Raw genomic sequence first — 24,472 nt, forward strand, 5'->3', positions numbered from 1 at the left:
GCGGTCGCTTACCCGAGCATTGCGGTATGCAACGACGAGCTGGGACGTGTCAGCCCAAGGTGTCCGCGCAATGTGGCGCTCTCATATTCGCCCCGAAATAGACCGCGCTCCGTGAGGATTGGCACAACTTCGTCAACGAACCGCTCCAGCGGCTGCGGAAGATAGGGGTTGAGAATCGCAAAGCCGTCCGCAGCTCCGCTGTTGAACCAAGATTCCAAATCGTTGGCGATTTCCTCCGCGGTTCCTAGTAAGAGACGATGACCCGAACTCATTGCCCCAACATCGCGTAATTGGCGCAGCGTTAGCTTTTCACGTTTGACCAGAGAAATTAGCTGGCGCGCATGCCCGACTGAACCGGTAGAAACAAGCTCCAAGTCAGGTAGAGGCTCATCCAGCGGGTACTGGTTCAGATCGTAGCCAATACGATCAATCAATGTTCTCATCGCGGCTTCGGGATCAGCGAGTTCCCCGAGGCGGCCGACGATGGAAAGTGCCTCTTCGCGCGTTGAGCCCACGATCGGGCAGACCCCGCACATGATCCGCACGGCATCCCGCGGCCTCCCGGCGGCCTCCGCAGCATCCCGAACCTTGCGCCCGAAATCCAGGGCTTCTTCCTGGGTCTGTTGTGCTGTGAAAATGACCTCGGCAGTTGCTCCGGCGAATGCAATGCCGCGGTCGGATGCACCCGCCTGGAAGGTCACCGGATACCCCTGTGGCGGGCGCACCATGTTCAAAGGACCCTTAACAGAGTAGAATTTGCCCTGGAAGTTGATGTCATGCATCTTGTCGGTATCGACATAGACGCCGGATTCTTTGTCGCCAACCACCGCGTCATCCTCGACGCTGTCCCACAGCTTTTGAACGAGGGCGACATACTCTTCAGCCCTGTCATAGCGCAGGGAATGATCGGGATGAGGCTCGTGGCCAAAGTTTTCAGCTGAGCCGTTATCCGTACTGGTTACCACGTTCCAACCTGCCCGACCTTTGCTCAGATGGTCCACAGAACCCAACAGGCGCGCGACGTTATACGGCTGAGAGTAGGTCGTGGAGATGGTTGCAACAAGACCAATATGCGAGGTCGTCATCGAAAGCGCCGACAGCATGGTCACCGGTTCTAACCGGACAATAAAGGTCGGAGCGAGTGATCGGTTCGTTGCGACCGCGTCGGCAAAAAAAGCGAAGTCGAACCTTCCACGCTCTGCGGTCTGGACCGTTTTCTGGATATGTTCAAAATTCATTGCGCCGAATTCCGCTTCTGGCATTCGCCAACCACCTACATGGCTTCCTGCGCCGCTGACGAGAGCGCCGAGGTGCATCATTTTCTTCGTCATGATTTTCACTCCTTTATACGCTGCGGCAGACCAGCCATGCCGCCGCGATTTTGTTCTTCACCGTTGGAGACACCGCGGCCTGCTACCACCGTCTTTTGTTCAACGCGCGATGTCGGTCGTTAGCGACCGGGCCAGGAACGACCGCGTGGTGGGATGTGTTGGGCTCGAAAGCACCTCGGATGCCGGCCCATGCTCGATGATTGCTCCGTCCGCCATGACGGCGATGCTGTCCGCGATATCACGTGCAAACTGGATCTCATGGGTGACAATGATCATTGTCATCCCCGTCGAAGCCAAATCCTTCATCACATCGAGAACTTCATGCGTCAAATGCGGGTCGAGCGCTGAAGTGGGCTCATCAAAGAGCATCAGCTTCGGTTTCATCGCCAAAGCGCGTGCAATCGCAACACGCTGCTGTTGTCCGCCCGACAAGTGGCGCGGGAAAGCCATGGCTTTTTCAAGCAGGCCTACTTGCTCCAGAAGGGTAAAGGCGCGAGTTTGTGCGGCCGCGCGCGCCTCGCCGCGTATGCGCATCGGTGCGTCGATAATATTCTCCAATACCGACATGTGGGGGAAGAGATTGAAGTTTTGAAACACCATTCCAATGTCCGCTCTTTGCCGAGCCACCTCGTGTTCCTTCATGCGAACAAACCTACCATTGTGGGCCTTGCAGCCGATCGGAACGTCATCGACGTAGATCAGACCACGGTCAGCCGGCTCAATGGCGTTGATGCAACGCAACAAGGTGCTTTTGCCGGCTCCCGATGGACCGAGCAAACAGATGATTTCGCCGTTGGTTACTTCGAGGTCAACGCCCTTAAGCACGACGTTTTGCCCTCGCGTCTTCCATATCTTCTCCAGACAGACAAAAGGCTTCTGCGGCGACAATCTTTCGCGTTTGTGAGCTGATACGCCATTGTTCATGTCAGTGCCCTCCTACCGGCTGGCGCAAGCCCCGCGAAAAGTGACGTTCAACAAAATACTGAAGCACCGATAGAATGCTGACCAGGAAAAGGTACCACAGCGCCGCAACGATCAGCATCGGCACTGTCTGGAATGTACGGGCGTAGATCACCTCTACCGAGTGCATGAGTTCGTACAGGGCAACGGTACTTGCCAGTGAGGTGAACTTCAGTGTGCCGATCAGCTGGTTGCCGGTGGGCGGAATGATTGCCTTCATTGCTTGCGGTAGGACAATCTTAAAAAACGTTTGTACTGGCCGATAGCCAAGAGCTTTAGCTGCCTCAGCTTGGCCCGGATCGACCGAAAGCAATCCAGCTCGAATGATTTCAGCCATATAGGCTGCCTCATTCAGCCCAAGTCCTAGCATCGCTGCGGTAAATGAGGAGATCGCGATCGTTGACGATATCTCGTAGAATTTTGGGCCGCCGAACGGAACACCTAATGATATGTCAGGAAACAATGTGGCGAGGTTATACCAGAAGACCAGTTGGATCAGCACCGGTGTTCCACGGAAGAACCAAACAAACGAGTGGGCTACAAAGGCGAGAAGCGGATCGCCAGACATTCGCATAACAGCGATAGCAATTCCGATCGCCGACCCGATTGCCATGACCAGAACAGTCAGTTCCAAGGTCATCAGGACGCCCCCCAAGACCGAAGGGTGAAACAGGTATTCTCCCACGACACTCCACTCGAAGCCGGCATTGGTAAAGACCTGGTATACAATCCATGCGGCGATGAGGGCGACGATTGCCGAGCCGAACCACCGCCACAGACGCGGCGGGGCAACGATAATCGCACCATCGGTACTGACTGGCGTGGAGTGGGTGTTAATTTCCTGAGATAATGCCATTGTCATCTTTCATCCACTTGATTTGAGCGCGGCTCGCGTTGCGTGTTTCCGCACGACGTCACAACTTGATGACCCGTTTGCAGCCAACCATAATTTGAGGCAGGAAACGATTATTTCCAAGACATATCTCATAATGTCCGGACTTTTGCAATGGAGCTGGCCAAGCGGCTTTTGACGGTGCTCGACAACAACTAGCACGACGACGAAAAGTCCGGGAACTTCATTTAATTAACTGATATTACTCGTAAATAACCTTATTCGAAGCTGTCTCTCTGAGGCCGGAGCAAGAAACGAGCCGGTTGAGAGAGCAGCCCAATTACGCTTGCTTTTCAAAAAAATGCGCAATTTAGATGTTTTTGTATGGACAACTTATTCCTGAGAAAATAGTTTGTCTTTCAAATTAATACAGGGGACGGCTTGCCAATGGCTATGGAGATGAATGGAACCGAGCGGATCCTCGCATCGAACGACAAGGTGTGGGCGGCATTGAACGATCCGGACGTTCTGAAGGCCTGCATACCAGGCTGCGAGAGCGTCGAGATAGTTTCTCCAACTGAAATGACCGCCAAAGTCGCCATAAGTATCGGGCCGATCAAAGCGCGATTTGGTGGAGCGATCAAGTTTGAAAATATCGTCGCACCAACATCTTACACGATCGTTGGGGAAGGCAAGAGTGGCATGGCCGGTTTTGCCAAGGGCGGCGCCGATGTCGCGTTGATGGCCGAAAGCGATGGGATAACGGTGCTTACATATAATGTTCGCGCCGACGTCGGTGGCAAGCTTGCGCAATTGGGTAGCCGGATGTTGATGTCCACTGCGCAGAAGTTGGCAGGGCAATTCTTCACAAGGCTCAACGAAACGGTGAGTGCCGCCTAGGTCCGTAAACCTGACCAGTTGCGGTGAAAGACGTCTGTTGCGGACTTCGCCGCAACAGACAGCCGGCGAGTTTCAGGGAGGCATCCATGCGTAGATCCCCTTTAGAAGCAACCTCTGTGGTCCCATACCGCGCCATAACGACAGATGACGCCGAGGCGATTGTCAGATATGCCGTAGACGGCGCTGAACTTGACCGGGGTGCCGCGCTCGTCACGCTCGTGGAAATACGCGGCGGCGCCGCTCGAGCACTCGGCACCCAAATGGCGGTCCGTGGTGACGGTGGCTATTGCGGCTATGTCTCAGGGGGCTGTACCGAGGCTGCGGTAGCAGCCGAGGCCGTAGGGGCGATTCAACGAGGTACAGACCGATATCTGCAACTTGGAGAAGGGTCGCGGTTCTTCGATATCGTCCTGCCATGCGGCGGCGGTATTACTGTGGCGATTCACGTTATCAAAAAAACTGAACCACTGCGCCGCATACTCTCGTGCCTTGCCGCCCGCCAGAGAGTGTCCCTTTGCTATGACCCCGGCAAACAATCCATTGCTGCCACAACAGAGCTGCCACCTTGTGGTGCGACTTGGAACGGCCGGTCATTCATTCGTTCGTACAAGCCACGAATAAGGCTAATTCTGTGTGGGCGGGGTATCGAGATAGTCGCGGCAACGCGCCTGTCTCAGGCTTCGGAATTCGAGGTGCTCACATTCGACGGCGGGTCCGTCGGGTTTGACGCAGGCGACATCGATCAGGATACCGCCGTTGGGCTGTTGTTTCATGATCTGGATCAAGAGCTTCCGCTGTTGCGGCGATCACTCGAGGGATCGCCTTTTTACATTGGTGCGCTTGGCAGCAGGCGGACACATGTCAAGCGTTGTGAAGCACTATGGGCCTTCGGATATACGAAGGCGGAGACCGATCGCATTAAAGCTCCGATCGGGATGTTTGGACCTGCTCGCAACGCAAACACACTTGCTCTTTCGGTAATTTCAGACGTCGCAGCTGCACATTCGTCCGGGCCGTGGTGACAATCGCAGCTGAGATCCAAAGACGAAGATCCGGAGGTCGTTATCATGCTGGCTGGGCACCATGCCCAAGCTACGCCGACCATCGGCGTGTGGGCTAGCCAATTCTACATCTGGTTGGCACGGCCCGTAACAGCCGCCAGCGCAACTCGACTTCGATGGGCGGCAATTCAAATGTTGACCAAACAACTTTTGCTTTTGTGTTTACAATGTCCGGACATTTTGTTAGCCTCTTTCCACCAATCCCCCAGGCTCGGATTTTTGTCGAAGCCCTAGCTCTCTAAAAAAGGAGTAATCACATGCCGGTAGGTGATTCTGAACTTTTGGATATGTTTGAACATGTGCTGAAGCTGTCACGCGTCGATGAGACACAGGGCGTCGCGGTTTTGAAAAGCATCGACTCAAATCCGCGTCTTGTCTGGGCCGCGATGACAGCTTCTGAACGGCTCGGGGCGAAGGTATTCGGCCTGGATCTTCCAGCCACAAACAATCTCCGTCAGATCGGTTTTGATCCAACTGGATATGTCGGCGAGACTTCGCTTACGGGCCACTGGGCAGCAAAAAAGGCTCTTGAGGCCGTCGATCTGATCATTGACACCGTGTTGTTGCTGCACTCGCCCGAACAGAACCAACTCCTGTCTGAAGGCAAACGGATGCTGCTCGTGATTGAGCCGCCAGAAATCCTGGCGCGTCTGTTGCCAACCGAGGACGACAAGCGTCGTGTGCTCGCCGGCTGCAAGCGGCTGGAAGCGGCGAAGAAGATCGAGGTCTTTTCAAAGGCCGGAACCGAAATGTCCGCGTTGCTCGGTGAGTATCCAGTTATCCCCGAGTATGGCTTTTCAGAAGATCCCGGCCGCTGGGATCACTGGGGTAGCGGATTTTTGTTCACATGGCCTAACGAGGGCAGCACCAACGGAAAAATCGTCATCGATACCGGCGATATTCTTTACCCATTCAAAACATATGCCCAGTCGCCGATCACCTTGGATGTGAAAGATGGGCGGATCGTCAAGTTCTCGGGGACCGTGGACGCCGAACACCTGGAAAGCTACATGACCTCATTCAACGATCCGGAGGTCTTTGCCATTTCCCATATGGGTTGGGGTCTACAACCACGCGCAAAATGGAGCGCTCAACTTCTTTACGACAGATCCGAATCCGTAGGCATGGATGGACGGTCGTTCTATGGCAATTTCCTATTTTCTACTGGTCCAAATACAGAGGCTGGCGGAACGCGCAACACTGCTTGCCATATGGATATCCCACTTCGGGGCTGCAGCGTACTGCTCGATGGGGAGGCAATCGTAAAGGACGGCGATATCGTTGCCGAAGACCAGATTGCGCATCCGCTGTTGCGCGCGGCCGAATGAGCAATGAGGGAGCATATAGCCATGGATTCACAGCGCACCGATCTGCTCGACCTGAACTACAGTTCGACCGGTTTCGCCACCAAATTGGGTTATGGCGTTAAGCCCGCCCTGTTGCTGATCGACCTCGCGGAAGCCTACTTCCGTGAGGGGACGCCGCTTTATCATCCACGTTTCCGGCCAGCGCTTGAATCTTGCGTGCGCCTGCAGGAACAAGCCCATGCCAGCGGCATCCCTGTTATTCTCACGCGTGTCGAAGTTAGCAAAGGCGGTGTTGATTGCGGCATCTTCTTCAAGAAAATCACAATTCCGATGCTCTGCTTTGAGGAAGGAAACCCGCTCGGTGATTTCAATCCGCTGGTCAAGGTCGGCAAAAACGACATTGTCGTGACTAAACGTTACCCAAGCTCATTTTTTGCCACCCCGCTCGGGCCAATGTTGACCTCGATGGGCGTAGACACGGTCGTCATTGGTGGGGTCTCGACAAGCGGCTGTGTGCGGGCCTCTGCGCTTGATACCTGCCAGTGGGGATTTCGTCCGATCGTGGTCAGCGAGGCTTGCGGAGACCGTCATCAAGGACCTCACGATGCCAACCTCTTCGACATTAACGCAAAGTACGGCGATGTTGTCAGCGAGGCCGACGCCATGAACTACATGGCGAACCTCGGCGAAAAAGCCTGACCTAATATTCGGCTTCAGAAAGTTATGAAAATGTCATCAAAACCTAGAATCGCCATTATCGGCGCAGGTCTGGGCGGCCTTACCGCTGCCATCTTGCTACAGCGCGCTGGATACGATCCGGTAGTCTATGAGCAATCGGCGCAGATTGCCCGGATCGGGGCCGGCATCAACTTGTGGCCAAATTCTACCCGAATTCTTCAGGAGCTTGGGTTCGAAAGCGAACTTCAGAAGATCGGCACGACACCCGAAAACTGGCTCAATTGTGAGTGGGATACTGGCCGTGTCTATTTTCGGCAGCCTGCGCAGGACTGGCTGGAGCGTTATGGCGCTCCTCACATGATCCTTCATCGTGGTGACCTTCAGGGCTATATGATCAACGCCTTGCGTGACGGCACTATTCACTATTCTAAAAGCCTGAAGTCCGTGGAAGAAGCGTCAGACGGAATTGTGATGCAGTTTCGCGACGGCACCACGCAGAAAGCAGATATTGTGATCGGTGCAGACGGAATCAATTCGGTCGTGCGCGAAACATTGCTGGGGCCGGAACCTCCCAAATATACTGGAAATGTTGCTTATCGCGGCGTGTTCCCCTCCAGTTTGCTCGGCGACTATAAGCTGCGGTCAGATGCCGGAAAGTATTGGTCCGACGATCGGCATCCGGCTCAGGAAGATCGCCACTTTATCTTCTATTATCTCACTCACGCCAAAGACGAAATATACTTCGTCACCGGATCGCCCGAACCAAACTGGAACGGTGGTGCAAACCCGGTCGATGTCGAAATGAGTGAAATTAAAGAATGCTATAAGGGCTTTCACGAGGACGTTCAGCGCATTATTGATGCCTGCCCGAAGGCAACCAAATGGCCGCTTCTGACACGTGATCCGTTACCACTTTGGAACCGTGGACGAATAGTTCTTCTTGGTGACGCCTGTCATCCCATGAAGCCACATATGGGCCAAGGAGCCGGGATGGCCATCGAAGACGCAGTCATCCTAGTCCGCTGCATTGCCGCTTCAGACGGCGACTATGCCGCTGCATTCGAACTTTACAAAGCCAATCGGATCGATCGTGCGACCCGAGTGCAGCAGATATCGAATATCAATATATGGCTGCGTTATCCCACCGACCCAACCTGGTGCTTTGGCTATGATGCAACGACCGTTTCCCTTCACACTGCGAATGGGGAACCGTTCGCCGCAAAAACTTACGCTGAACTTGCGAGTGCGGTCTAGGTAGGGGGCCCGAACAATGGCGACGAGCGAGCTTTACCATACAGGACCGATAAGCCTGCAGTACGGCGGGCATCTTCCCGAAGCGTATTTGTCGTACAAGACATTCGGAACGGTGAATGCTGCGAAAGACAATGTCGTTTTGTTCCCCACGTGGTGTGCCGGAACGCATCGCGACGTGGAGTGGATAATTGGTCCCGGGCGGGGGCTCGATCCCGCAAAGTATTTCATCGTGGTGGTCGACATGTTCGGAAATGGGATGTCGTCTTCCCCGAGCAATACACCGCCCCCATTCGACCGCGGACGTTTTCCGCGGGTGAGTATTCTTGACAATGTCATTCAACAGCGGCGTCTGCTGCAAGATCTTTTCGGCATCGAGCGATTGAAGCTCGTGGTCGGACGGTCGATGGGAGCGCAGATTGCTTTTCAGTGGGGCTCGTATTTCGCAGATGAGGTAGAGCGGATCCTGCCAATGTGCGGGTCCGCTCGAACGAGCCCCCACAACTACATCTTCTTGGCAACAATGAAGATGGCGGTAAAAAGCTCGCCGGATTGGTTGGGTGGCGAATACAGCGACAATGCCGTTGGGTCGCTTCGGCAATTTTGGTTGAATGCGGATGCGTGGGGCTTTTCGCAAGCCTACTATAGGCAGGGCCTGCATATCACCGATAGACACGTCGATACGCAGGAATATCTGGATCGCCCCCTTCCCGAAAAAATGGTGGACGCGAATGATTTGCTTGCTCAATTCGCAACATGGGAAGTTGCAGATATCAGCGATAATGTGAAGTTCAACAAGGATTTCGCGGCAGCTCTGCGTGCGATTGAGGCTAAAGCAATTGTCATGCCGTCGCGCACGGACATGTACTTCCCCCCCGACGACAGCATGATCGAAGTTGGCATGATGAGAAATGCCCAACTTCGCGTCATCCCTTCGATATGGGGTCACCGCGCAGCTTCGCCCGGAAGTGATCCACGCGATATACAGCTGTTTGAGAAGGCGATCACCGACTTGCTCGAGGACAAGATGGAAACAGAAGATGAAGCCGCCACGTTTTGAATATCGGGCGCCTGAGCGTCTCGATGATGTCCTAGCGCTTCTATCTGAATTCGGATCTGATGCGCGTGTGCTGGCCGGCGGGCAGAGCCTCATTCCACTCTTGAACCTACGGATGGCCCAATACGATCTGATCATCGATTTGAACTGCTGCGTTGAGCTACAAAAGATCGAGGAATCCGAACGGGGCATATCCTTCGGCGCGATGGTTCGACAACGCGACGCAATGCTGTCGCCGCTTACCGAACAACGATGTCCCCTTATTGCAAGGGCGCTGGAGAGGGCAGGGCCAATAGCCGTGCGCAATCGGGCAACGATCGGCGGAACACTCGCCCATGCCGATCGCTCAGCCGAGCTGCCCGGTGTTGCAATGGCTCTGGAGGCAACATTCGTCATCGGCAGCCGTGATGGTCTACGCGAAGTTCCTGCGAGCGAATTCTTCCTTGGTGACATGACGACTGCAATTGAGCCTGAGGAACTCCTGATATCGGCGCATTTTTCGTCGACACCAAAGGGTGCATACACGGCTTTCCACGAGATCGGCATCCGTCTCGAAGGTGTCGCGCTTGTCGGGCTGGCGGCGATGATCGACGTCGATGAAGCAGGCAGGGTGCGCAGCGCCTGCTTGGCGTTGACAGGCGTCGAGCCAACCCCTGTCCGGCTCCGGGACATCGAGTCGATGATCATTGGCAACGATCTCTCATCGGATTTGTCGGAGGAGGCCAGCCTAAGAGCCTCGTCTGTCATTGATCCCCAGGACGATGCCTTCACCTCGGCAGACTATCGGCGGCGAGTAGCAAGTGCCCTCGTTAGACGCGCACTGGACGGTGCCAAAGTCAAAAAAGGAACGGACGCTTGAACGATTCAACGCATGTCATCTGCGTAACGGTGAACGGCACGAAACACACGTGTGAGGTCTCCGGACGCTACCTCCTGGCAGATTTCATTCGTCACAAACTCAGGCTCACCGGTACGCATGTCGGGTGCGCACATGGCGCATGCGGTGCCTGCACCGTGCTGGTTGACGGACGTCCGATGCGCAGTTGTCTCATGCTGGCCGTCCAAGCCAAAGAGGCGAGAATATGTACCGTCGAAGGACTGGCAGAAGAAGAAGACGCACTCACTCCGCTGCAGGAGGAGTTTCGCCGCAACCACGCGCTTCAATGCGGCTTCTGCACTCCGGGAATGCTCATTTCCGCAACTGCTCTTCTGAAGGAAAATCCGGATCCGACAGAAGAGGAAATACGAGAGTATATGGCCGGAAATCTCTGCCGTTGCACAGGGTATGCAGGAATCGTCGCGGCTATAAAAGCTGCTGCACAGATACATGGCCGTGAGCGCTAAAGCGCGATCTCATATCCTTGCGGCGGGGGTTCTTCAGCCTTCGAGCCGAACACGGGTCGACGCATTCAAAAACAATAAAGGGGAACTAAAATGACAAAATGGAAAGCTCTGATCGCCGCGGCAGTTGTAGCCGCGACAACGATTCCGGCTAGTGCGCAGGATAAGAAACCTATTCGCATCGGCGAAGTAAATAGCTACAGCGGTGCATTGGCGGCATTCACTGCGGGATATCGCAAGGGGTTTGACCTAGCCATAGAGAAGGTCAACGCCGGCGGTGGCGTTTTAGGGCGCCCACTGGAAGTCTTGTATCGAGACGACAACTTTTCGCCGGCAGATGCCGTGCGGGTCGCGAACGAATTGGTGACGAACCAGGGAGTTGATCTCCTGGCCGGTACCTACCTTTCTCCTAGTGGCCTTGCGATCGCAAATTATGCAGACCACAGAAAGGTTTTTTTCGTCGCTACCGAGCCACTGTCGAACGCAATGACATGGTCGCGAGGGAGCCGGTATGTTTTTCGCGTACAGACGCCAAGCCTATTTGTGGCGACGGCGCTTGCGGAACGGGCAAAGGATCTCGATTGCAAGGAGTGGGCGGGAACCGGACCGATGTCTGAGGCAGTAACCGACATGATCAGAGACTTCCAGGCAGGATTGCGTCGAAAGCACCCCGATCTTAAATGGGGCAGCGACGTCCTTGCCCCGGTAGGCCGCTTCAACGCGGGTGCAACCATTGATCAGTTCCAACGATCGGGTATCGACTGCGTCTTTTCAGCTCATGTCGGTCCGGACATGATTGCATTCCTTCGCGAAGCCAAAGCCCGTGGCTATTATGATAAGGTCAAAGTGGTGAGCGTGCAGGCTGGCTTGCCCGAATGGCTGAACAGCTTCGGGAGCGAAGCCCCGGTGGGCTGGATAACGAATGGTCTGCCGCTGAACGAGATCGATGCGGCGCCGATGAAAGAATTCGTTCAGCTCTATCGCTCGAAATACAATGAAGAACCGCTCTATGGCGCCTTTCTAGCCTATCTGAGTGTGGAAGGCATCGCAGCGGGAATACAGCGTGCTGGATCCACCCAGGTCGAGGACTTAATCAAGGGCTTCCGCGGCGCTGATTTCGACTGTCTGATCGGCAAATGCCGTTGGCGGCTGGACCACCAGCTTTCGCTTGGCGCCTGGGTCGGATCAATAGCCGAGACCGATGGCAAGGCTAAGCTGGTGGATTGGCAATATATCAGCGGGGAAAAGGGGCTTCCCAGTGAACAGGAAGGGCTCTCCATGCGGCCCGCTGGTGCGAATGACTGAGCCCAAGCAACAGTTCGAGGATCAGTTATGAACTTCATTGCCGATATTCCGAGCCTGGCCATGAGCGGCCTCGGAATTGCTGCCGTCCTTTTTATTATCTCGTCGGGGCTGTCGATCATCTTTGGTGTATCGCGCGTCTACAACCTTTCTCACGGATCCCTTTATATGCTAGGCGCCTACCTCACCTATTCGGTCGTTGCGCGACTTCCGATTGGGCCGGGATGGTTTTTAGTGGGAGTCGTGATTGCAGCGTTGACCGTGGCGTTGGTTGGCGTTGTTATCGAGGTTCTCATCATGCGGCGCATTTATAGCGCGCCGCACCATCTTCAGATTATCGCAACCTTCGGGGTCTTCCTGCTGATACGTGATATCACCTCGAGTATCTGGGGTTCGACCCAGTTGCTGACGGATCCTGTTCCCGAATTTTCGTCTCCGGTTACCATTCTGGGGCAAACCTTCCCCGCTTATTACCTCGTGATGCTGGCGGCGAGCTTAGTTATTGTTGCTTCGCTGACTTTTGTGCTGCGCAAAACTCGATGGGGCGTGCTTCTGCGCGCGGCCATCCAGGACCGCGATATGGTCTCGGCGCTTGGAGTAAATCAGAGCCTCCTATTCACTTCGGTTTTTGCTCTCAGCGCGGCACTTGCGGGATTGGCTGGGGGACTAGACATGTTGCGGGTTTCAGCGAGCTTGGACATGGACATTAACCTGCTGATCGACGCCTTTGCGGTGGTCGTCATCGGTGGAATGGGCAGCATCCTTGGTACGCTAGTAGCCGCATTGATCGTCGGGTTCCTCTCGGCGGTGGGCACTGCTTATTTCAATGAACTGTCGATGGCATTGGTGTTCATCACGATGGCCATTATTCTTCTTGTGAAACCTCAAGGACTGTTCGGCAAGGAGGTCCGAGAAAATGTGGAGGCAGCGCCTGATGAAATCGTATTGACGCCCGCCACGCAAGGCGAGCGCCATTTCTGGCTCATCGCACTCGGGATGCTCGTTGTGGCACCATTCGTGCTTCCGCCATACTGGCTGACGACGCTGAACGAGATTACCATTTATGTCTTCCTTGCGTGGACTTTCTACCTGCTGGCCGGGATTGGAGGTATGGTATCGCTTGGTCATGCCGCCTTCCTGGGAATCGGCATGTACGTGCCAGCGATCCTTAATAACTTATTCGGTGTCGCGATGCTGCCTTCGCTCTTTATAGCGCCGTTGGGAGCGGGCCTTCTCGCGATCCTTATCGGGTCCGCTGCCGTCAGGCTGACAGGCATCTATTTCGGTATGCTGACGCTTGCATTTGGGCAAATTCTTTGGGCGATTGCCTACCAATGGATCGATGTCACGAACGGCGAGATTGGGATCATTGGAATTTGGCCAGACGATTGGGCAACTGACCCCAAGGTCTTTTTCCTATTGACCCTTGTCCTATGTGCTGCGGGGGTGGTCGGCATGCGGCATCTCGTCTTCTCGCCCTTTGGATACGCACTTCGCGCGACCCGGGATTCCGTGCAGCGCTCGGACGCAATCGGCCTGAACATCTACGTTCAGCGTTGGATTGCCTATTCCATCAGCGGCACAATGGCAGGAATGGCTGGCGCATTGTTGTTATATCTCAAGGGCGGCGCATTTCCGTCATATCTCGACCTGACCACCTCGTTGGACGTCTTCATCATGGCACTGCTGGGAGGGTTGCAATCAATGAACGGTCCGATCATCGGCGCAGTGATTTACCAGCTGCTAAAGTCTGTTCTTCAGACGCAGTTTCTGCATTGGCATATGTTCCTCGGCATTCTGCTTATTGGCCTGGCATTGTTCATGCCGCACGGCATTAGCGGGTTAGTCACGGATGTTCGGAATAAGTGGCTGCGCAAGGCTCTCGCTACCCAGTCCGATACCGGTTTCGGTCCTGCCGAAGCGCGAAAGCGGGGGCAATGACATGAGCGTTCTGGACGTAAAGGGGCTCTGCAAGAGCTTCGATGGACATCATGCCGTGCAAGGCATCGATCTGCATGTGGAGCAAGGCAAACTTGTCGCCTTGATCGGCCCCAACGGCGCGGGAAAGACGACCTGCTTCAACCTGCTAAACGGGCAGATCAAAGCGGACGCAGGTTCTGTCGAACTGGAAGGACGTTCGATCATCGGCCTGCATCCGCGCGAGATCTGGCGAATGGGAGTTGGCCGTACATTCCAGAGCACACAAACCTTTGCCTCCATGACCGTGCTCGAGAATGTGCAGGTCGCCCTGATGTCGCAGAACAAAAGGCTGCAAAATATGTACGCTCGGGCGGGCCGTTTGTATGAAAAGGAGGCCATGGAGCTTCTGGGACTCGTTGGAATGGAGCTGCAGGCAAGCAGGGGCTGCGGTGTATTGGCCTATGGCGACTTGAAACGGGTGGAATTGGCGGTGGCGCTGGCAAACAGGCCGAAGCTTTTGCTGATGGACGAGCCAACGGCCGGCATGGCACCGAAAGAGCGGATCGACTTGATGGCTCTGACTGCGGATATTGCCAGGCGACAGCTGGTTGCTGTTCTCTTCACGGAACACGACATGGATATCGTCTTTAGCCGCGCAGACGAGATTGTGGTGCTCGACCGCGGGCGCGTCATCGCGAGGGGCTCACCATCCGATGTTCGAAACAACGCCGATGTTCGCGAAATTTATCTCGGAAGCGGGAACATGTACAAATGACCGCTAATACCCTGCTATCAGTGACGAAGCTTAACGCGTTCTACGGGCGAGCCCATATTCTGCATGATATCGATCTGCGCATGGCAACCGGCGAAGTTCGCGCGCTTTTAGGCCGTAATGGTGCTGGCAAATCGACGCTGATGAAAACCATTATAGGTCTGGTGAAGCCTGCAGGCGGTTCGATCGAATTTAACGGAAAGAAAATCGCAGGCCAGCAAAGTTATCGCATTGCCAACGCGGGGATAGGCTACGTTCCGGAAGAACGTCGTATATTCAAAAATCTTACGGTCATGGAAAACCTTCTCGTCGGAACCCAGCCGTCGCGAACGGGGGTGCCGCATTGGACGCCTGAGAAGTTATTCGAGCTGTTTCCAAATCTTGGCAATATGGGCGATCGGCCAGGTGGTAAGATGAGCGGTGGCGAACAGCAAATGCTTGCTATTGCACGGACGTTGATGGGCAATCCGTCGTTGCTGTTGCTTGACGAACCGTCCGAAGGAATTGCCCCCAAGATTGTCGAGGAGATGGCCTACTCTATCAAGCGTGTGGCGGAGGAGGGTTTGACAATCATCGTCTCCGAACAAAACCTGCATTTCGCCGCGTTGATCGCGACCGACGCGACCATCATCGAGAAGGGTGTGATCCGTTACGTGGGCAAGATGTCGGAGTTGAAACAGCAAACTGGCGTGCTTGCGGAATACTTGAGCGTTTGACCGGCCGGATCGCACCTGACCTCTTGCAAACGATGGTGCCTTTCGTGATAAAAATCTTGCATTTTCATGGCGTTTGTTTAGGCGCATTGCCTATACGCCGCGCTAAGTTACCCGTACGATGCGATCCAAGCGAAGCGCCCGGAGATAAAATGCTGGCTGACAAAAACGACGCAGACCCAAAAAATCATCGCATCTTCAAGATCCTTCGGGAACGAATATTGTCGCATGAGTACGATGATAGCGGGAGCTTGCCACCCGAGCTCACATTGATGGAGGAATTCGAGGTGAGCAGGTACACCGTGAGGGCGGCCCTGCAAAAACTCGTCACCGAGGGGTTTATTGAGCGCAGGCGAGGATCCGGAACGACAATCGTCCAGCGAACTCCGGCGGAGGCAACCTGGTCGGCTGGGTCGCTGGATATGATGATCTCCAAATCATATGAAACCGAAATGATTTCGGCATCATATGTGCCCGCAAGCGACTACCCAGAGATCGCTAAGTCCATGAGTGTTGCAATGGACAAGAGGCTCTTTCGTCTTATCACGATTATGCGCAACGACGGCCAGCCAATCATTCACTCGACGTTGCTCAGTCGAGAAGAGTACGCGGCTCGCGTTCCCAGCGATATTATCGGCAAGGGATTCTTTGTGAACCAGGCCGAAGAATTCGCAGGCGTGCGCTCGATCCGGGCACGGCAAGTAACCTCAGCCATCATTCCTCCATTCGACGCCGCCGCCAAGCTGGAGCTGACACCGGGCCAGCCCGTGCTATTGCTAAATCGCGGTTTCTACTCCGCCGGCGGCGAAGTTCTTCACCATGTCATCATGTGCGTGAGACCCGATACCCATCCACAGATCGTAAATTTTTACCGACAGGACGAAATGCAAAGGCGTTTCTAAAATTCCCAGTGCTTTCAACGACCTCCTTTGCTCCGTGCTAGCGAATCACAAGAAAGACGCAAATGATTGCGTTTCGCCCGAATAAGTTCGTACATTTAACGCTTGAATATTAAATCTGTCCGTATAACTTTAGCTGGATCGAGCGAGGTGGTTGAATGTCCATCTTTCCGCTTTCTTATGATCACCGATTGGTTCGCTAAGGATTATTCAGATGAAACCCGCTTTCCTAAAACGCATGCTCGTAACGCTATTTGCAGCAACTTTGGTTGCTGCGGGTGCCGCTCATGCCGCAGGCATCGACCCGGCTGCCCGGGAAGCCCTGCCGAAAGAGATACGCGACAGCGGGCTATTAAAGGTGGCGATCATGATGCAATGGGCCCCATTTTCATACTATGACGCCGCCAATAACCCGGCAGGAATTGATGTCGAAGTTGTAAATCTTCTGAGCGCGAAGCTTGGTCTCAAGCCTCAATGGGTTGATCTCAATCAGATTCCGGTGATGATCAATGGCATTGAATCCGGTCGGTTTGACGTCTCCCCTTCACTCGGCATCACCGCGGAACGCACGAAGGTTGTCGATTTTGTCCCCTATTATAAATCAACCTTCTCGCTTCTGGTGAAGAAGGGAGCCGTTGCGGTCGACATCAATAATTTGTGCGGACATCTTCTCGCCGTGACTCAGGGAAGCGCTCAGGTTGGCGTAGTTGACAGTCTGTCCCAAGATTGTGTCGCCACTGGCAAGCCCGCTATCCGCAGCGACATCTACCCGAACGGGAACGCGAGTCAGCTAGCAGTTGCCAACGGCCGAAGCGAGGGCGTGATGGTGGGAAGCGCCGTCGGCAAATATATTCAGACCCAGAACACCGCTCTTGAGGTCGCGCCCAACCTGCTGGACAACCGCTTTTCAATGCTGGCTATGCTCGTTTCAAAGAAGCGTCCGGAATTAAAAGAAGCGCTGATGCTGGCTATGGAGTCGGCAATTACTGACGGGTCCTATCAAGCCACCCTAAAAAACCTTGATCTCCAGGAAGCGACAATCAATCGCGAGGAGCTCCGACGCGCGCCTGAGCAATATCTCGCTCTGAACAAGTAGATCGTGCCCGCAGTCGATGGGCCTCAATTGCTCGAGAGAGTGGTGCTGCTACGCCAACGATTGAGCAAGGGCTATACAGCAACGGTGGGCGCTGAAGCGCTGATGGGAATATATGGAAAACGCAATTATCGACCATGTGGACGAGCGTCCGCGCTATATGCAGATACAAAAGGCACTAGAGGATCGGATCACCGCTGGAACCTATCCTGTGGGAACTCTCATTCCGACGGAACTCGAACTTACACAGGAGTTCACCGCCAGCCGATCCACAGTGCGTGAAGCCCTGCGACAGCTTAGCACGCGTGGATACGTCGATCGAAAACAGGGCGTAGGGACGCGCGTGGTGTCGAGCAGCACTCGCAGTAGCTACCAGCAGGCATTTACGTCTTTGGAGGAATTGTTCCAGGTCTCCAAACAGACCTACTTTGCGGTGTTGTCGACAGAGGTCGTTAGTCTTTCGCCTGAGATTGCAAGTCAGATAGACGAGTCAGCCGGACATGACGAGTGGATATTGGTTAGTGGCGTGAGGTGGACGGAAGAGGGCGGCCGCCCGATTTGCTATGTCCAGAGTTACATTCCCAAGCAGTTTCTGCCCCAGATAACGGAACTTACAGAATATCAGGGTCCGTTCTTTGCCTTTCTCGAAAGGCACGCAGGAACATCTATTGAGGAAGTCGTCCAGGAAATTCGGGCTGTGCAAATGCCCGCGGACTTCGCGCGGCATCTCGGATTGCGCCCAGGATCGTGGTCGCTTCAGCTCCTTCGGCGCTACATTACTGAGAAGAATGTCCTTATCGCATCGTTCAATTGGCACCCTGCAGACCAGATGGCTTATGTCATGCAGATCCATCGTGCACGCGATATCGGGAAAGAGCACTGACCTGGTCTAAGCGAGGGTTTCAAAGTTTGCCAGCTTGAAGCTGGCGTCGTTAAGGACAGCCCTGGGATTGCGCAACGGCCGTGTCATCCGTGGCAACAAACTGATTTCGAAGGGTACAAAATGAGTATCAGCAATCCGAAATTGTACACCGGAAGCCCCGTCGTGAGGCGCGAGGATGAGCGACTTCTACGCGGGCTTGGACGATACATCGACGATATCGACGAGCCTCACGGCACTTTGCATCTCGCTATGTTTCGCAGTCCGCATGCGCATGCCCGAATTCTGTCGATTGACGTTTCGGCGGCCAGCGCCGCACCTGGCGTCGTCGCAGTCTATACGGGCGCAGACCTCATTGCGCTGACAAGACCAATGTTGTCGCCAACGCCGCCTGGACAACCAAAGCTTGAACGGCTCTGCATGGCGACTAATATCGTGCGCCACGTTGGCGAAGTTGTTGCCGTGGTTGTGGCGGACGACGCTTACTTGGCCGAGGACGCGCGTGAACTCATAGAGGTGAACTTCGATGCCCTGCCGGCGGCGCTGACGATAGAGCAGGCAAGCGCGCCCGACGCGCCGCTGGTGCATGACTACCTGTCCAGCAATGTCATCTTCCGACAAATTGGGGGCACCCCGGATACAAACGACGTTTTTGCCAGCGCCTCGCACGTGATAGGCGATGTTTTTTGTAGCGGCCGTGTTTCTGCTGTTCCATTGGAGCCGCGTGGGTTCTTGACCCGGTATGACCCCGGTCTGAAAATGCTGGATCATATCTCCTGTGCTCAGTTTCCACATAAGATGCGATGGGAGTTGGCCCAAGCACTTGGCATGCCTGAAAAAAATGTTCGGGTCGTTGCACCTCAGATTGGCGGAAGCTTCGGCATGAAGGGCGTCACCTATTCCGAGGACGTCATTGGAGCGGTGATCGCTCGTAAGCTGAAGAGACCGATCAAATGGATGGCGGATCGTCAGGAGGATCTCATCCTGCTTCAGGGGAGGGATTTCCAGTTCGGCGTCGAGATCGCCTGCGATGATGACGGTATCCTGCTCGGAGTGCGTATCAGGTCCCGCGTTGACATTGGTGCCTATCCGCTCTGGATCAGTACGTCCGCGCTGGAGGCGGCTGCCGTCGCCCATCATATGATGGGTCCATATCGGGTGGCGAATTACGGGTTCGATGTTGCCACAGTCATCACACACAAACCGCCGACAACCTCCTATAGAGGAGTAGCGGCGCCCATTAACGTCCTGGCAATGGAAACGTTGATGGAGCGCATGGCTGCGAAGTTGGGGATCGATCCAATTGAAATCCGCCGCAAGAATCTTATTTCGGTGTCGGATCTTCCTTACGCGAATGCCGTTGGTGTGGTGCATGACACTGCAAGCCACGTGGAGTGCCTCGAACGGGTCCTGAAGCTTTCCGGTTATCGGGAGTTCAAAGAGAACCTCTCGGGTCGCCTGGGAACCGATGGCAAATATCGCGGTATCGGCATATCGACAATCACAGACCATACTGGCCAGGGAACGTCGATCGCACGCGCCCGTGGCCAGGCTTCCAGGTGGCCGGGATACGACCGCGCGATCGTCAAGATGGAGCCTGACGGTAAAGTCACCGTATATGTCAGCGTCGCAAGTCAGGGACAGGGACACGAGACGGTATTTGCCCAGATCGTGGCCGACCATCTCGGCATGTCGATCGATGACGTAACCGTTGATCAAGGCGACACCAATACGATGCCATTTGGCACCGGAGCCGGTGCGAGCCGAGCGGCTGTGGTCTGCGGTGGTGCGGTCATCAAGGCAGGGGAAAAAGTCGGCGCGAAGTTGCGCCGGATTGCGGCGCACTTGATGGATTGTTCGCCGGAGGATGTTGATCTGGCGGATGGAAAGGCAGCTGTTCGCGATACAAATCAGTTTATCGATATATCTGAACTCGCCGCGACCGCGTACATGATCGGGCTTGGCACTCTTCCAGAAGGCGAGAGCGTCGGGATCGAGGTGCAGGAGGTCTTTGATCCGTCGACCTCGGTCTATTCCAATGCCTCCCACGCCGTCTGTGTGGCGGTAGACGTCGATACTGGGCGTGTCGAAATAGAGAAATACTTCGTGGTGCACGATTGCGGCAAGATGCTCAATCCGATGATTGTCACTGGGCAAGTGGTCGGCGCAATCATACAAGGCGTCGGTTCGGTCCTTACGGAATGTGCGCCGTTTAGCGAAGAGGGACAACCGCTCGCTACAACGCTTCTCGACTATCAAATCCCAACGTTCCTCGATTCTCCATTGGTCATACTGGATCATGTTGAGACGCCGTCCACCTCCAATCCCGGAGGCGTCAAGGGCGCCGGCGAAGGCGGGATCGTGGGCTGTGTACCTGCGATAGCACTTGCGATAACTGACGCTTTATCTCCCTTTCATGCAAGCTTTAGTCGCGTTCCGATCTTCCCCGATGACGTCATCCGAAGCATGACGGCTCACCAAAGCGCTTAGCTGATACGCAATTATGGGTGAGGGACTTCTTCCGTCACCCTGCCGGCCGAATATTTCCAGCGATCCGAAGCACCAACAGGCCCGTCCCGTGCTCGCCAAATCAAATGACCGGACATTTATATTTTTCGTTTGATATTTGTCCGCATGTTTGCTACGTTTCTTTCATAAGAACAGTTCTGCGAACTGCCGAGCGTCGCCCAGTCTCACTGCGCGAGCGTTCGCGCTATGCCGGAACGAAGGGGACTTCACAAAATTCAGCCTGACGGGAGTCGCACATGGCAAAAAAGTTGATGCACCTGATCGCCTACATGAAGACCGGTCCGACGGCTCTGCATTCTGGTGGTTGGCGCCATCCCGACGCCACTTTGCATGATATTTTGTCACCCAGTCGCTACGAAGATGCAGCTCGCACATTCGAAGCAGCCAAGCTCGACGGGATGTTTTTTGCCGATTTCTTCGGGGTGCCGGACACCTACGGTGGAAGTCCCGACCTGTTTCTTCGCGTTGGCGGCCAGCACAGCTACCTGGATCCAATGACCGTGCTGCCGATCATGGCGCGGGTTACCAAGAACCTCGGTCTCGGCGCGACCGTATCAACATCCTTTTTCAATGCCTATCACCTGGCGCGTAGCCTTGCGTCAATCGATGTGCTGAGCGGCGGCCGGGTTGCCTGGAATGTCGTGACCTCTACGTCAGACCTGGAGGCGCAGAATGCTGGGATGGATGGTATTCCGCCGCATGACGAGCGCTATGATCGCGCGGACGAAGTGCTCCAAGCCTGCATGGCACTTTGGAAGAGCTGGGCTCCTGACTCTTTCATCATGGATAAGGAAAAAGGTCTTTTCGTCGATCCCTCAAAGATCAACTACGTCAATTACGAAGGACGTTGGGTTCGGACAAAGGGGCCGATAGCGACGCCGCCCAGTCCGCAAGGACATCCTGTCATCATGCAGGCAGGTAGCTCGCCAAAGGGTCGCGAATTCGCAGCCAAATGGGCAGAAGTTATCTTCACGCCTCAGTCTGGAATAGAGACAATGCGCAGCTTTTACGACGATATGAATCAGCGCATCGTCGCCGCGGGACGCGAACCTGGCAGTTGCAAGATATTGCCGGGAGCCACCATTTTCGTGGCGGAGACCGACGCCATTGCGCAAGAAAGACTAGAATATCTGGATAGCCTGTCTGCGCCGGAATACGATCTCGCCTACGCATCTCTGTCGGTTGGTACGGACTTATCCAAGATCAAGAATGAGGCGGAGATCGCGAGTTCGCGCGGCAACCAGGGTGCCTATGGCATTGAGGCGGCACTCAAGGAGAGGGCGAAGGAGAAGAATGTCGGCCTCAAGGAGGCTGCTTCCGAAGGTCGTCGAGGAAATAGTATCGTGGGCTCCCCGACCACAGTTGCCGATCGTCTCCAGGAGATTTTCGAAAGCGGCGTTTGCGACGGGTTTGTTTTGATGCCATCCATCTTTCCGTCATCGCACGAGGCGTTCTGCCGTTCTGTCGTGCCGGAACTCCAGCGCCGGGGGCTCTTTCGTACCGAATACGCCGCATCAACACTTCGGGGAAATCTATTGGGCTAAAACCCAACTGGAAGGCCGTCCTTCTGTTGGCCAACCAACAGCCCCTTCGAACCAACAAAAAATGGGAACGAACAATGACCTTCAATCGAAGATCGGTACTGTTAATGGGCGCCGGGGCGGGCGCCAGTATGCTTATGCCTCGTAAAAGTGCTGCAGCAACGAATTTTAAGGGCCAAAAGCTCGTCTACGCTACCTGGGGAGGACAATACGAAGAAGCGCAGAAGGTGGCTTACATAAAACCCTTCATGTCAAAGACCGGCGCAGATATCGTAGTCGATGGTCCTGTGGACGACGCGCGTTTGCGTCTCATGCTGGAAGCCGGCAACAACGACTGGGATGTGGTCTGCGTCAATGAACAGATGATGCTCGGTTTCGCCGGAGACGGCTATCTTGCAAAGCCGGATCCCTCAATTGTCGACATGTCTCGTATCTCGAAGGAGTTTCAGTACGAGTACGGGATTGGAATCGAGAGCGGCGCCTTTACAATTGCCTACTCCGAGCCAGCCTTCGAAGGCCGCAGGGTCCCCAAGACATGGGCTGACATTTACGATCTAGATGAATTCCCGGGCAAGCGGATGATGAATAGCTCGCCTAGCGCCACATTGGAAGGCGCGCTTATGGCCGACGGCGTCAATATGAGGGATCTATATCCCCTAGACCTCGATCGTGCCTTCAAGAAACTGGATACGATCAAGAACCAGACGATCTTTTACAGTACCCACGCCCAGTCGCAGCAACTCATCATCGACGGCGCGGTCACATGCGGTTACATGTTCTCGGCTCGAGCTTTCGGCGCGGTGAAAAACGGCGCCAAGGTTGCCATTAGTTGGGACGGTCATTTGCGTACAAACACGCCGGTGATCGTTCCAAAGAACGTTAAAAACCCGGAATTGGCCTGGACGTTTGTCAACAGCATGCTCGAACCTGAGAACCAAGCCAAGATGATCACCGGATTTGTGAGCAGTCCCGCAAATCCGGCGGCATTCGACTTTGTCGATCCCTCTTATTTGCCATGGCTGCCAACTGCCAAAGAGAACTACCCGAAAGGGGTGGGTATCAATGCCGCTTATTGGGGTTCACGTCTAAAGGAAGTGACGGAACGCTGGCAAGAATGGCTGCTTCTCTGATCGCCAACCCGAACCGCGAGGCGGCACCTATCGATCGTCGGATTGAGGGCGGAACAAATCAAGAGGTATCATCATTGGTCGACAGCACAATCGGCACGCGGCGCGAAAAAAGCGCGCGGCTTTCGTTGCCCAAGCTAGATTTACGGGTTTGGCTTATATTCCCAACGGTCCTGTTCATCGTTGTCGTCATGGCCGTCCCGGTAGCCATGCTGCTCGGTCGTGGTTTTAGCGAACCTAGTTGGGGACTGCAGAACTTCCAGAAAATCCTAACGCAATCATTGTATCTGAAGGTTGCGCTGAATACCGTTGTCATCAGCGGTAGCGTCACGTTGCTGTCGCTCTTCCTTGGGTATCCCCTTGCCTACACGATTTCCCACGCGCGCGCCGGCATCAGAAAAATGCTGATGCTCGTGATATTGGTACCGTTGTGGACAAGCCTGTTGGTGCGCAGTTTTGCGTGGATGGTTCTGCTGCAGGACAACGGCATTATCAATCAGACGCTAGAGTATATCGGATTGACCTCAGGTCCATTATCTCTGATTTACAATCGCGCCGGCGTCCTTATAGCCATGACCCATGTCATGCTACCGCTGATGGTTTTGCCGCTCTACTCCGTGATGTCTCAAATCGACAGTAACATCGTGAAAGCCGCATCGACACTGGGCGCTGGACCGATATCGGCGTTTTTCAAAGTCTACTTGCCGATATCGATGCCTGGCATCATCTCCGGGTGCACTCTCGTCTTCGTGTTATGTCTTGGATACTACGTGACCCCGTCGCTCGTTGGTGGTCGCGGCGATCTGATGGTCGGTCAGCTCATTGCCCTGCAGGTTGGGCAACTGGGAAACTGGGGCATTGCCGGGGCACTTTGTACCTCACTCCTCATTGGTGTTTTGATCGTATTCGCACCTTTATCGCTGTTGGCGCGATCCAGGCGAAAATGGATCGGTAGATAGTGACTCTGGAGGTAAAACC

The 24,472-nt window shown here is 54.8% G+C and carries 22 protein-coding genes; 19 read left to right on the forward strand and 3 right to left on the reverse strand.

Going from position 1 to position 24,472, the window contains the following annotated elements:
• Positions 1–8: 8 nt before the first annotated feature.
• The 3 genes from AC1RO0_RS22800 to AC1RO0_RS22810 form a co-directional block, all read right to left on the reverse strand.
• Positions 9–1,331, reverse strand: coding sequence for an LLM class flavin-dependent oxidoreductase (locus tag AC1RO0_RS22800; protein ID WP_047639347.1), 1,323 nt, complete (start codon positions 1,329–1,331; stop codon positions 9–11).
• A 99-nt stretch (positions 1,332–1,430) separates the two neighbouring features.
• Entirely contained in the window at positions 1,431–2,255 is an 825-nt protein-coding gene (locus tag AC1RO0_RS22805; RefSeq protein WP_052224230.1) for an amino acid ABC transporter ATP-binding protein, read from the reverse strand.
• A gap of 1 nt (position 2,256) precedes the next feature.
• The gene (locus AC1RO0_RS22810) at positions 2,257–3,147 is read right to left on the reverse strand and encodes an amino acid ABC transporter permease (RefSeq protein WP_498595021.1); all 891 of its coding nucleotides are present in this window, start codon (positions 3,145–3,147) and stop codon (positions 2,257–2,259) included.
• A gap of 423 nt (positions 3,148–3,570) precedes the next feature.
• On the opposite strand from AC1RO0_RS22810, the gene AC1RO0_RS22815 reads away from it, so the two are divergent.
• The 19 genes from AC1RO0_RS22815 to AC1RO0_RS22905 all read left to right on the forward strand — a co-directional run bounded on the left by AC1RO0_RS22815 (position 3,571) and on the right by AC1RO0_RS22905 (position 24,453).
• The gene (locus tag AC1RO0_RS22815) at positions 3,571–4,023 is read left to right on the forward strand and encodes an SRPBCC family protein (RefSeq protein WP_047639345.1); all 453 of its coding nucleotides are present in this window, start codon (positions 3,571–3,573) and stop codon (positions 4,021–4,023) included.
• A gap of 86 nt (positions 4,024–4,109) precedes the next feature.
• Positions 4,110–5,045 (forward strand): XdhC family protein, encoded by a 936-nt coding sequence (locus AC1RO0_RS22820; RefSeq protein ID WP_047639344.1) that lies wholly within the window; start codon positions 4,110–4,112, stop codon positions 5,043–5,045.
• Between the two features lie 296 nt (positions 5,046–5,341).
• Positions 5,342–6,412, forward strand: coding sequence for a 2,5-dihydroxypyridine 5,6-dioxygenase NicX family protein (locus AC1RO0_RS22825; RefSeq protein ID WP_047639343.1), 1,071 nt, complete (start codon positions 5,342–5,344; stop codon positions 6,410–6,412).
• A 21-nt stretch (positions 6,413–6,433) separates the two neighbouring features.
• Positions 6,434–7,090: an isochorismatase family protein gene (locus AC1RO0_RS22830; RefSeq protein ID WP_047639342.1), complete on the forward strand. Its 657-nt coding sequence runs from the start codon at positions 6,434–6,436 to the stop codon at positions 7,088–7,090.
• 30 nt (positions 7,091–7,120) lie between these two features.
• Positions 7,121–8,323, forward strand: coding sequence for an FAD-dependent monooxygenase (locus AC1RO0_RS22835; RefSeq protein ID WP_047639467.1), 1,203 nt, complete (start codon positions 7,121–7,123; stop codon positions 8,321–8,323).
• Positions 8,324–8,339: 16 nt separating this feature from the next.
• Positions 8,340–9,380, forward strand: coding sequence for an alpha/beta fold hydrolase (locus tag AC1RO0_RS22840; protein WP_052224229.1), 1,041 nt, complete (start codon positions 8,340–8,342; stop codon positions 9,378–9,380).
• The gene (locus AC1RO0_RS22845; protein ID WP_498595022.1) at positions 9,361–10,236 is read left to right on the forward strand and encodes an FAD binding domain-containing protein; all 876 of its coding nucleotides are present in this window, start codon (positions 9,361–9,363) and stop codon (positions 10,234–10,236) included. Before AC1RO0_RS22840 ends, AC1RO0_RS22845 begins: the two co-directional genes overlap by 20 nt.
• Positions 10,233–10,721 carry a (2Fe-2S)-binding protein gene (locus tag AC1RO0_RS22850; protein ID WP_081999566.1) on the forward strand — a complete coding sequence of 163 codons (489 nt, stop codon included), beginning with the start codon at positions 10,233–10,235 and terminating at the stop codon, positions 10,719–10,721. The genes AC1RO0_RS22845 and AC1RO0_RS22850 overlap by 4 nt, the downstream gene beginning before the upstream one ends.
• A 90-nt stretch (positions 10,722–10,811) precedes the next feature.
• Complete coding sequence (locus tag AC1RO0_RS22855) at positions 10,812–12,023, forward strand: ABC transporter substrate-binding protein (protein ID WP_047639339.1); 1,212 nt, start codon at positions 10,812–10,814, stop codon at positions 12,021–12,023.
• A gap of 27 nt (positions 12,024–12,050) precedes the next feature.
• Positions 12,051–13,961 (forward strand): ABC transporter permease, encoded by a 1,911-nt coding sequence (locus AC1RO0_RS22860; RefSeq protein ID WP_052224227.1) that lies wholly within the window; start codon positions 12,051–12,053, stop codon positions 13,959–13,961.
• Position 13,962: 1 nt separating this feature from the next.
• Positions 13,963–14,715, forward strand: coding sequence for an ABC transporter ATP-binding protein (locus AC1RO0_RS22865; RefSeq protein WP_047639338.1), 753 nt, complete (start codon positions 13,963–13,965; stop codon positions 14,713–14,715).
• Entirely contained in the window at positions 14,712–15,428 is a 717-nt protein-coding gene (locus tag AC1RO0_RS22870) for a branched-chain amino acid ABC transporter ATP-binding protein (RefSeq protein ID WP_047639337.1), read from the forward strand. The genes AC1RO0_RS22865 and AC1RO0_RS22870 overlap by 4 nt, the downstream gene beginning before the upstream one ends.
• Before the next feature lie 149 nt (positions 15,429–15,577).
• Positions 15,578–16,327 carry a GntR family transcriptional regulator gene (locus AC1RO0_RS22875; protein WP_047639336.1) on the forward strand — a complete coding sequence of 250 codons (750 nt, stop codon included), beginning with the start codon at positions 15,578–15,580 and terminating at the stop codon, positions 16,325–16,327.
• Positions 16,328–16,538: 211 nt separating this feature from the next.
• Complete coding sequence (locus AC1RO0_RS22880; RefSeq protein ID WP_047639335.1) at positions 16,539–17,420, forward strand: transporter substrate-binding domain-containing protein; 882 nt, start codon at positions 16,539–16,541, stop codon at positions 17,418–17,420.
• Positions 17,421–17,532: 112 nt separating this feature from the next.
• The gene (locus tag AC1RO0_RS22885; protein WP_047639334.1) at positions 17,533–18,300 is read left to right on the forward strand and encodes a GntR family transcriptional regulator; all 768 of its coding nucleotides are present in this window, start codon (positions 17,533–17,535) and stop codon (positions 18,298–18,300) included.
• A gap of 120 nt (positions 18,301–18,420) precedes the next feature.
• Positions 18,421–20,787 (forward strand): xanthine dehydrogenase family protein molybdopterin-binding subunit, encoded by a 2,367-nt coding sequence (locus tag AC1RO0_RS22890; protein ID WP_047639333.1) that lies wholly within the window; start codon positions 18,421–18,423, stop codon positions 20,785–20,787.
• Between the two features lie 275 nt (positions 20,788–21,062).
• Positions 21,063–22,370, forward strand: coding sequence for an LLM class flavin-dependent oxidoreductase (locus AC1RO0_RS22895; protein ID WP_047639332.1), 1,308 nt, complete (start codon positions 21,063–21,065; stop codon positions 22,368–22,370).
• A gap of 74 nt (positions 22,371–22,444) precedes the next feature.
• Complete coding sequence (locus AC1RO0_RS22900; RefSeq protein ID WP_081999564.1) at positions 22,445–23,497, forward strand: ABC transporter substrate-binding protein; 1,053 nt, start codon at positions 22,445–22,447, stop codon at positions 23,495–23,497.
• Positions 23,482–24,453, forward strand: a complete 972-nt coding sequence (locus AC1RO0_RS22905; protein ID WP_498595023.1) for an ABC transporter permease — start codon at positions 23,482–23,484, stop codon at positions 24,451–24,453. The genes AC1RO0_RS22900 and AC1RO0_RS22905 overlap by 16 nt, the downstream gene beginning before the upstream one ends.
• The last annotated feature ends 19 nt before the right edge of the window (positions 24,454–24,472 follow it).

The sequence above is a fragment of the Rhizobium sp. GW821-FHT14E12 genome (assembly GCF_058803745.1).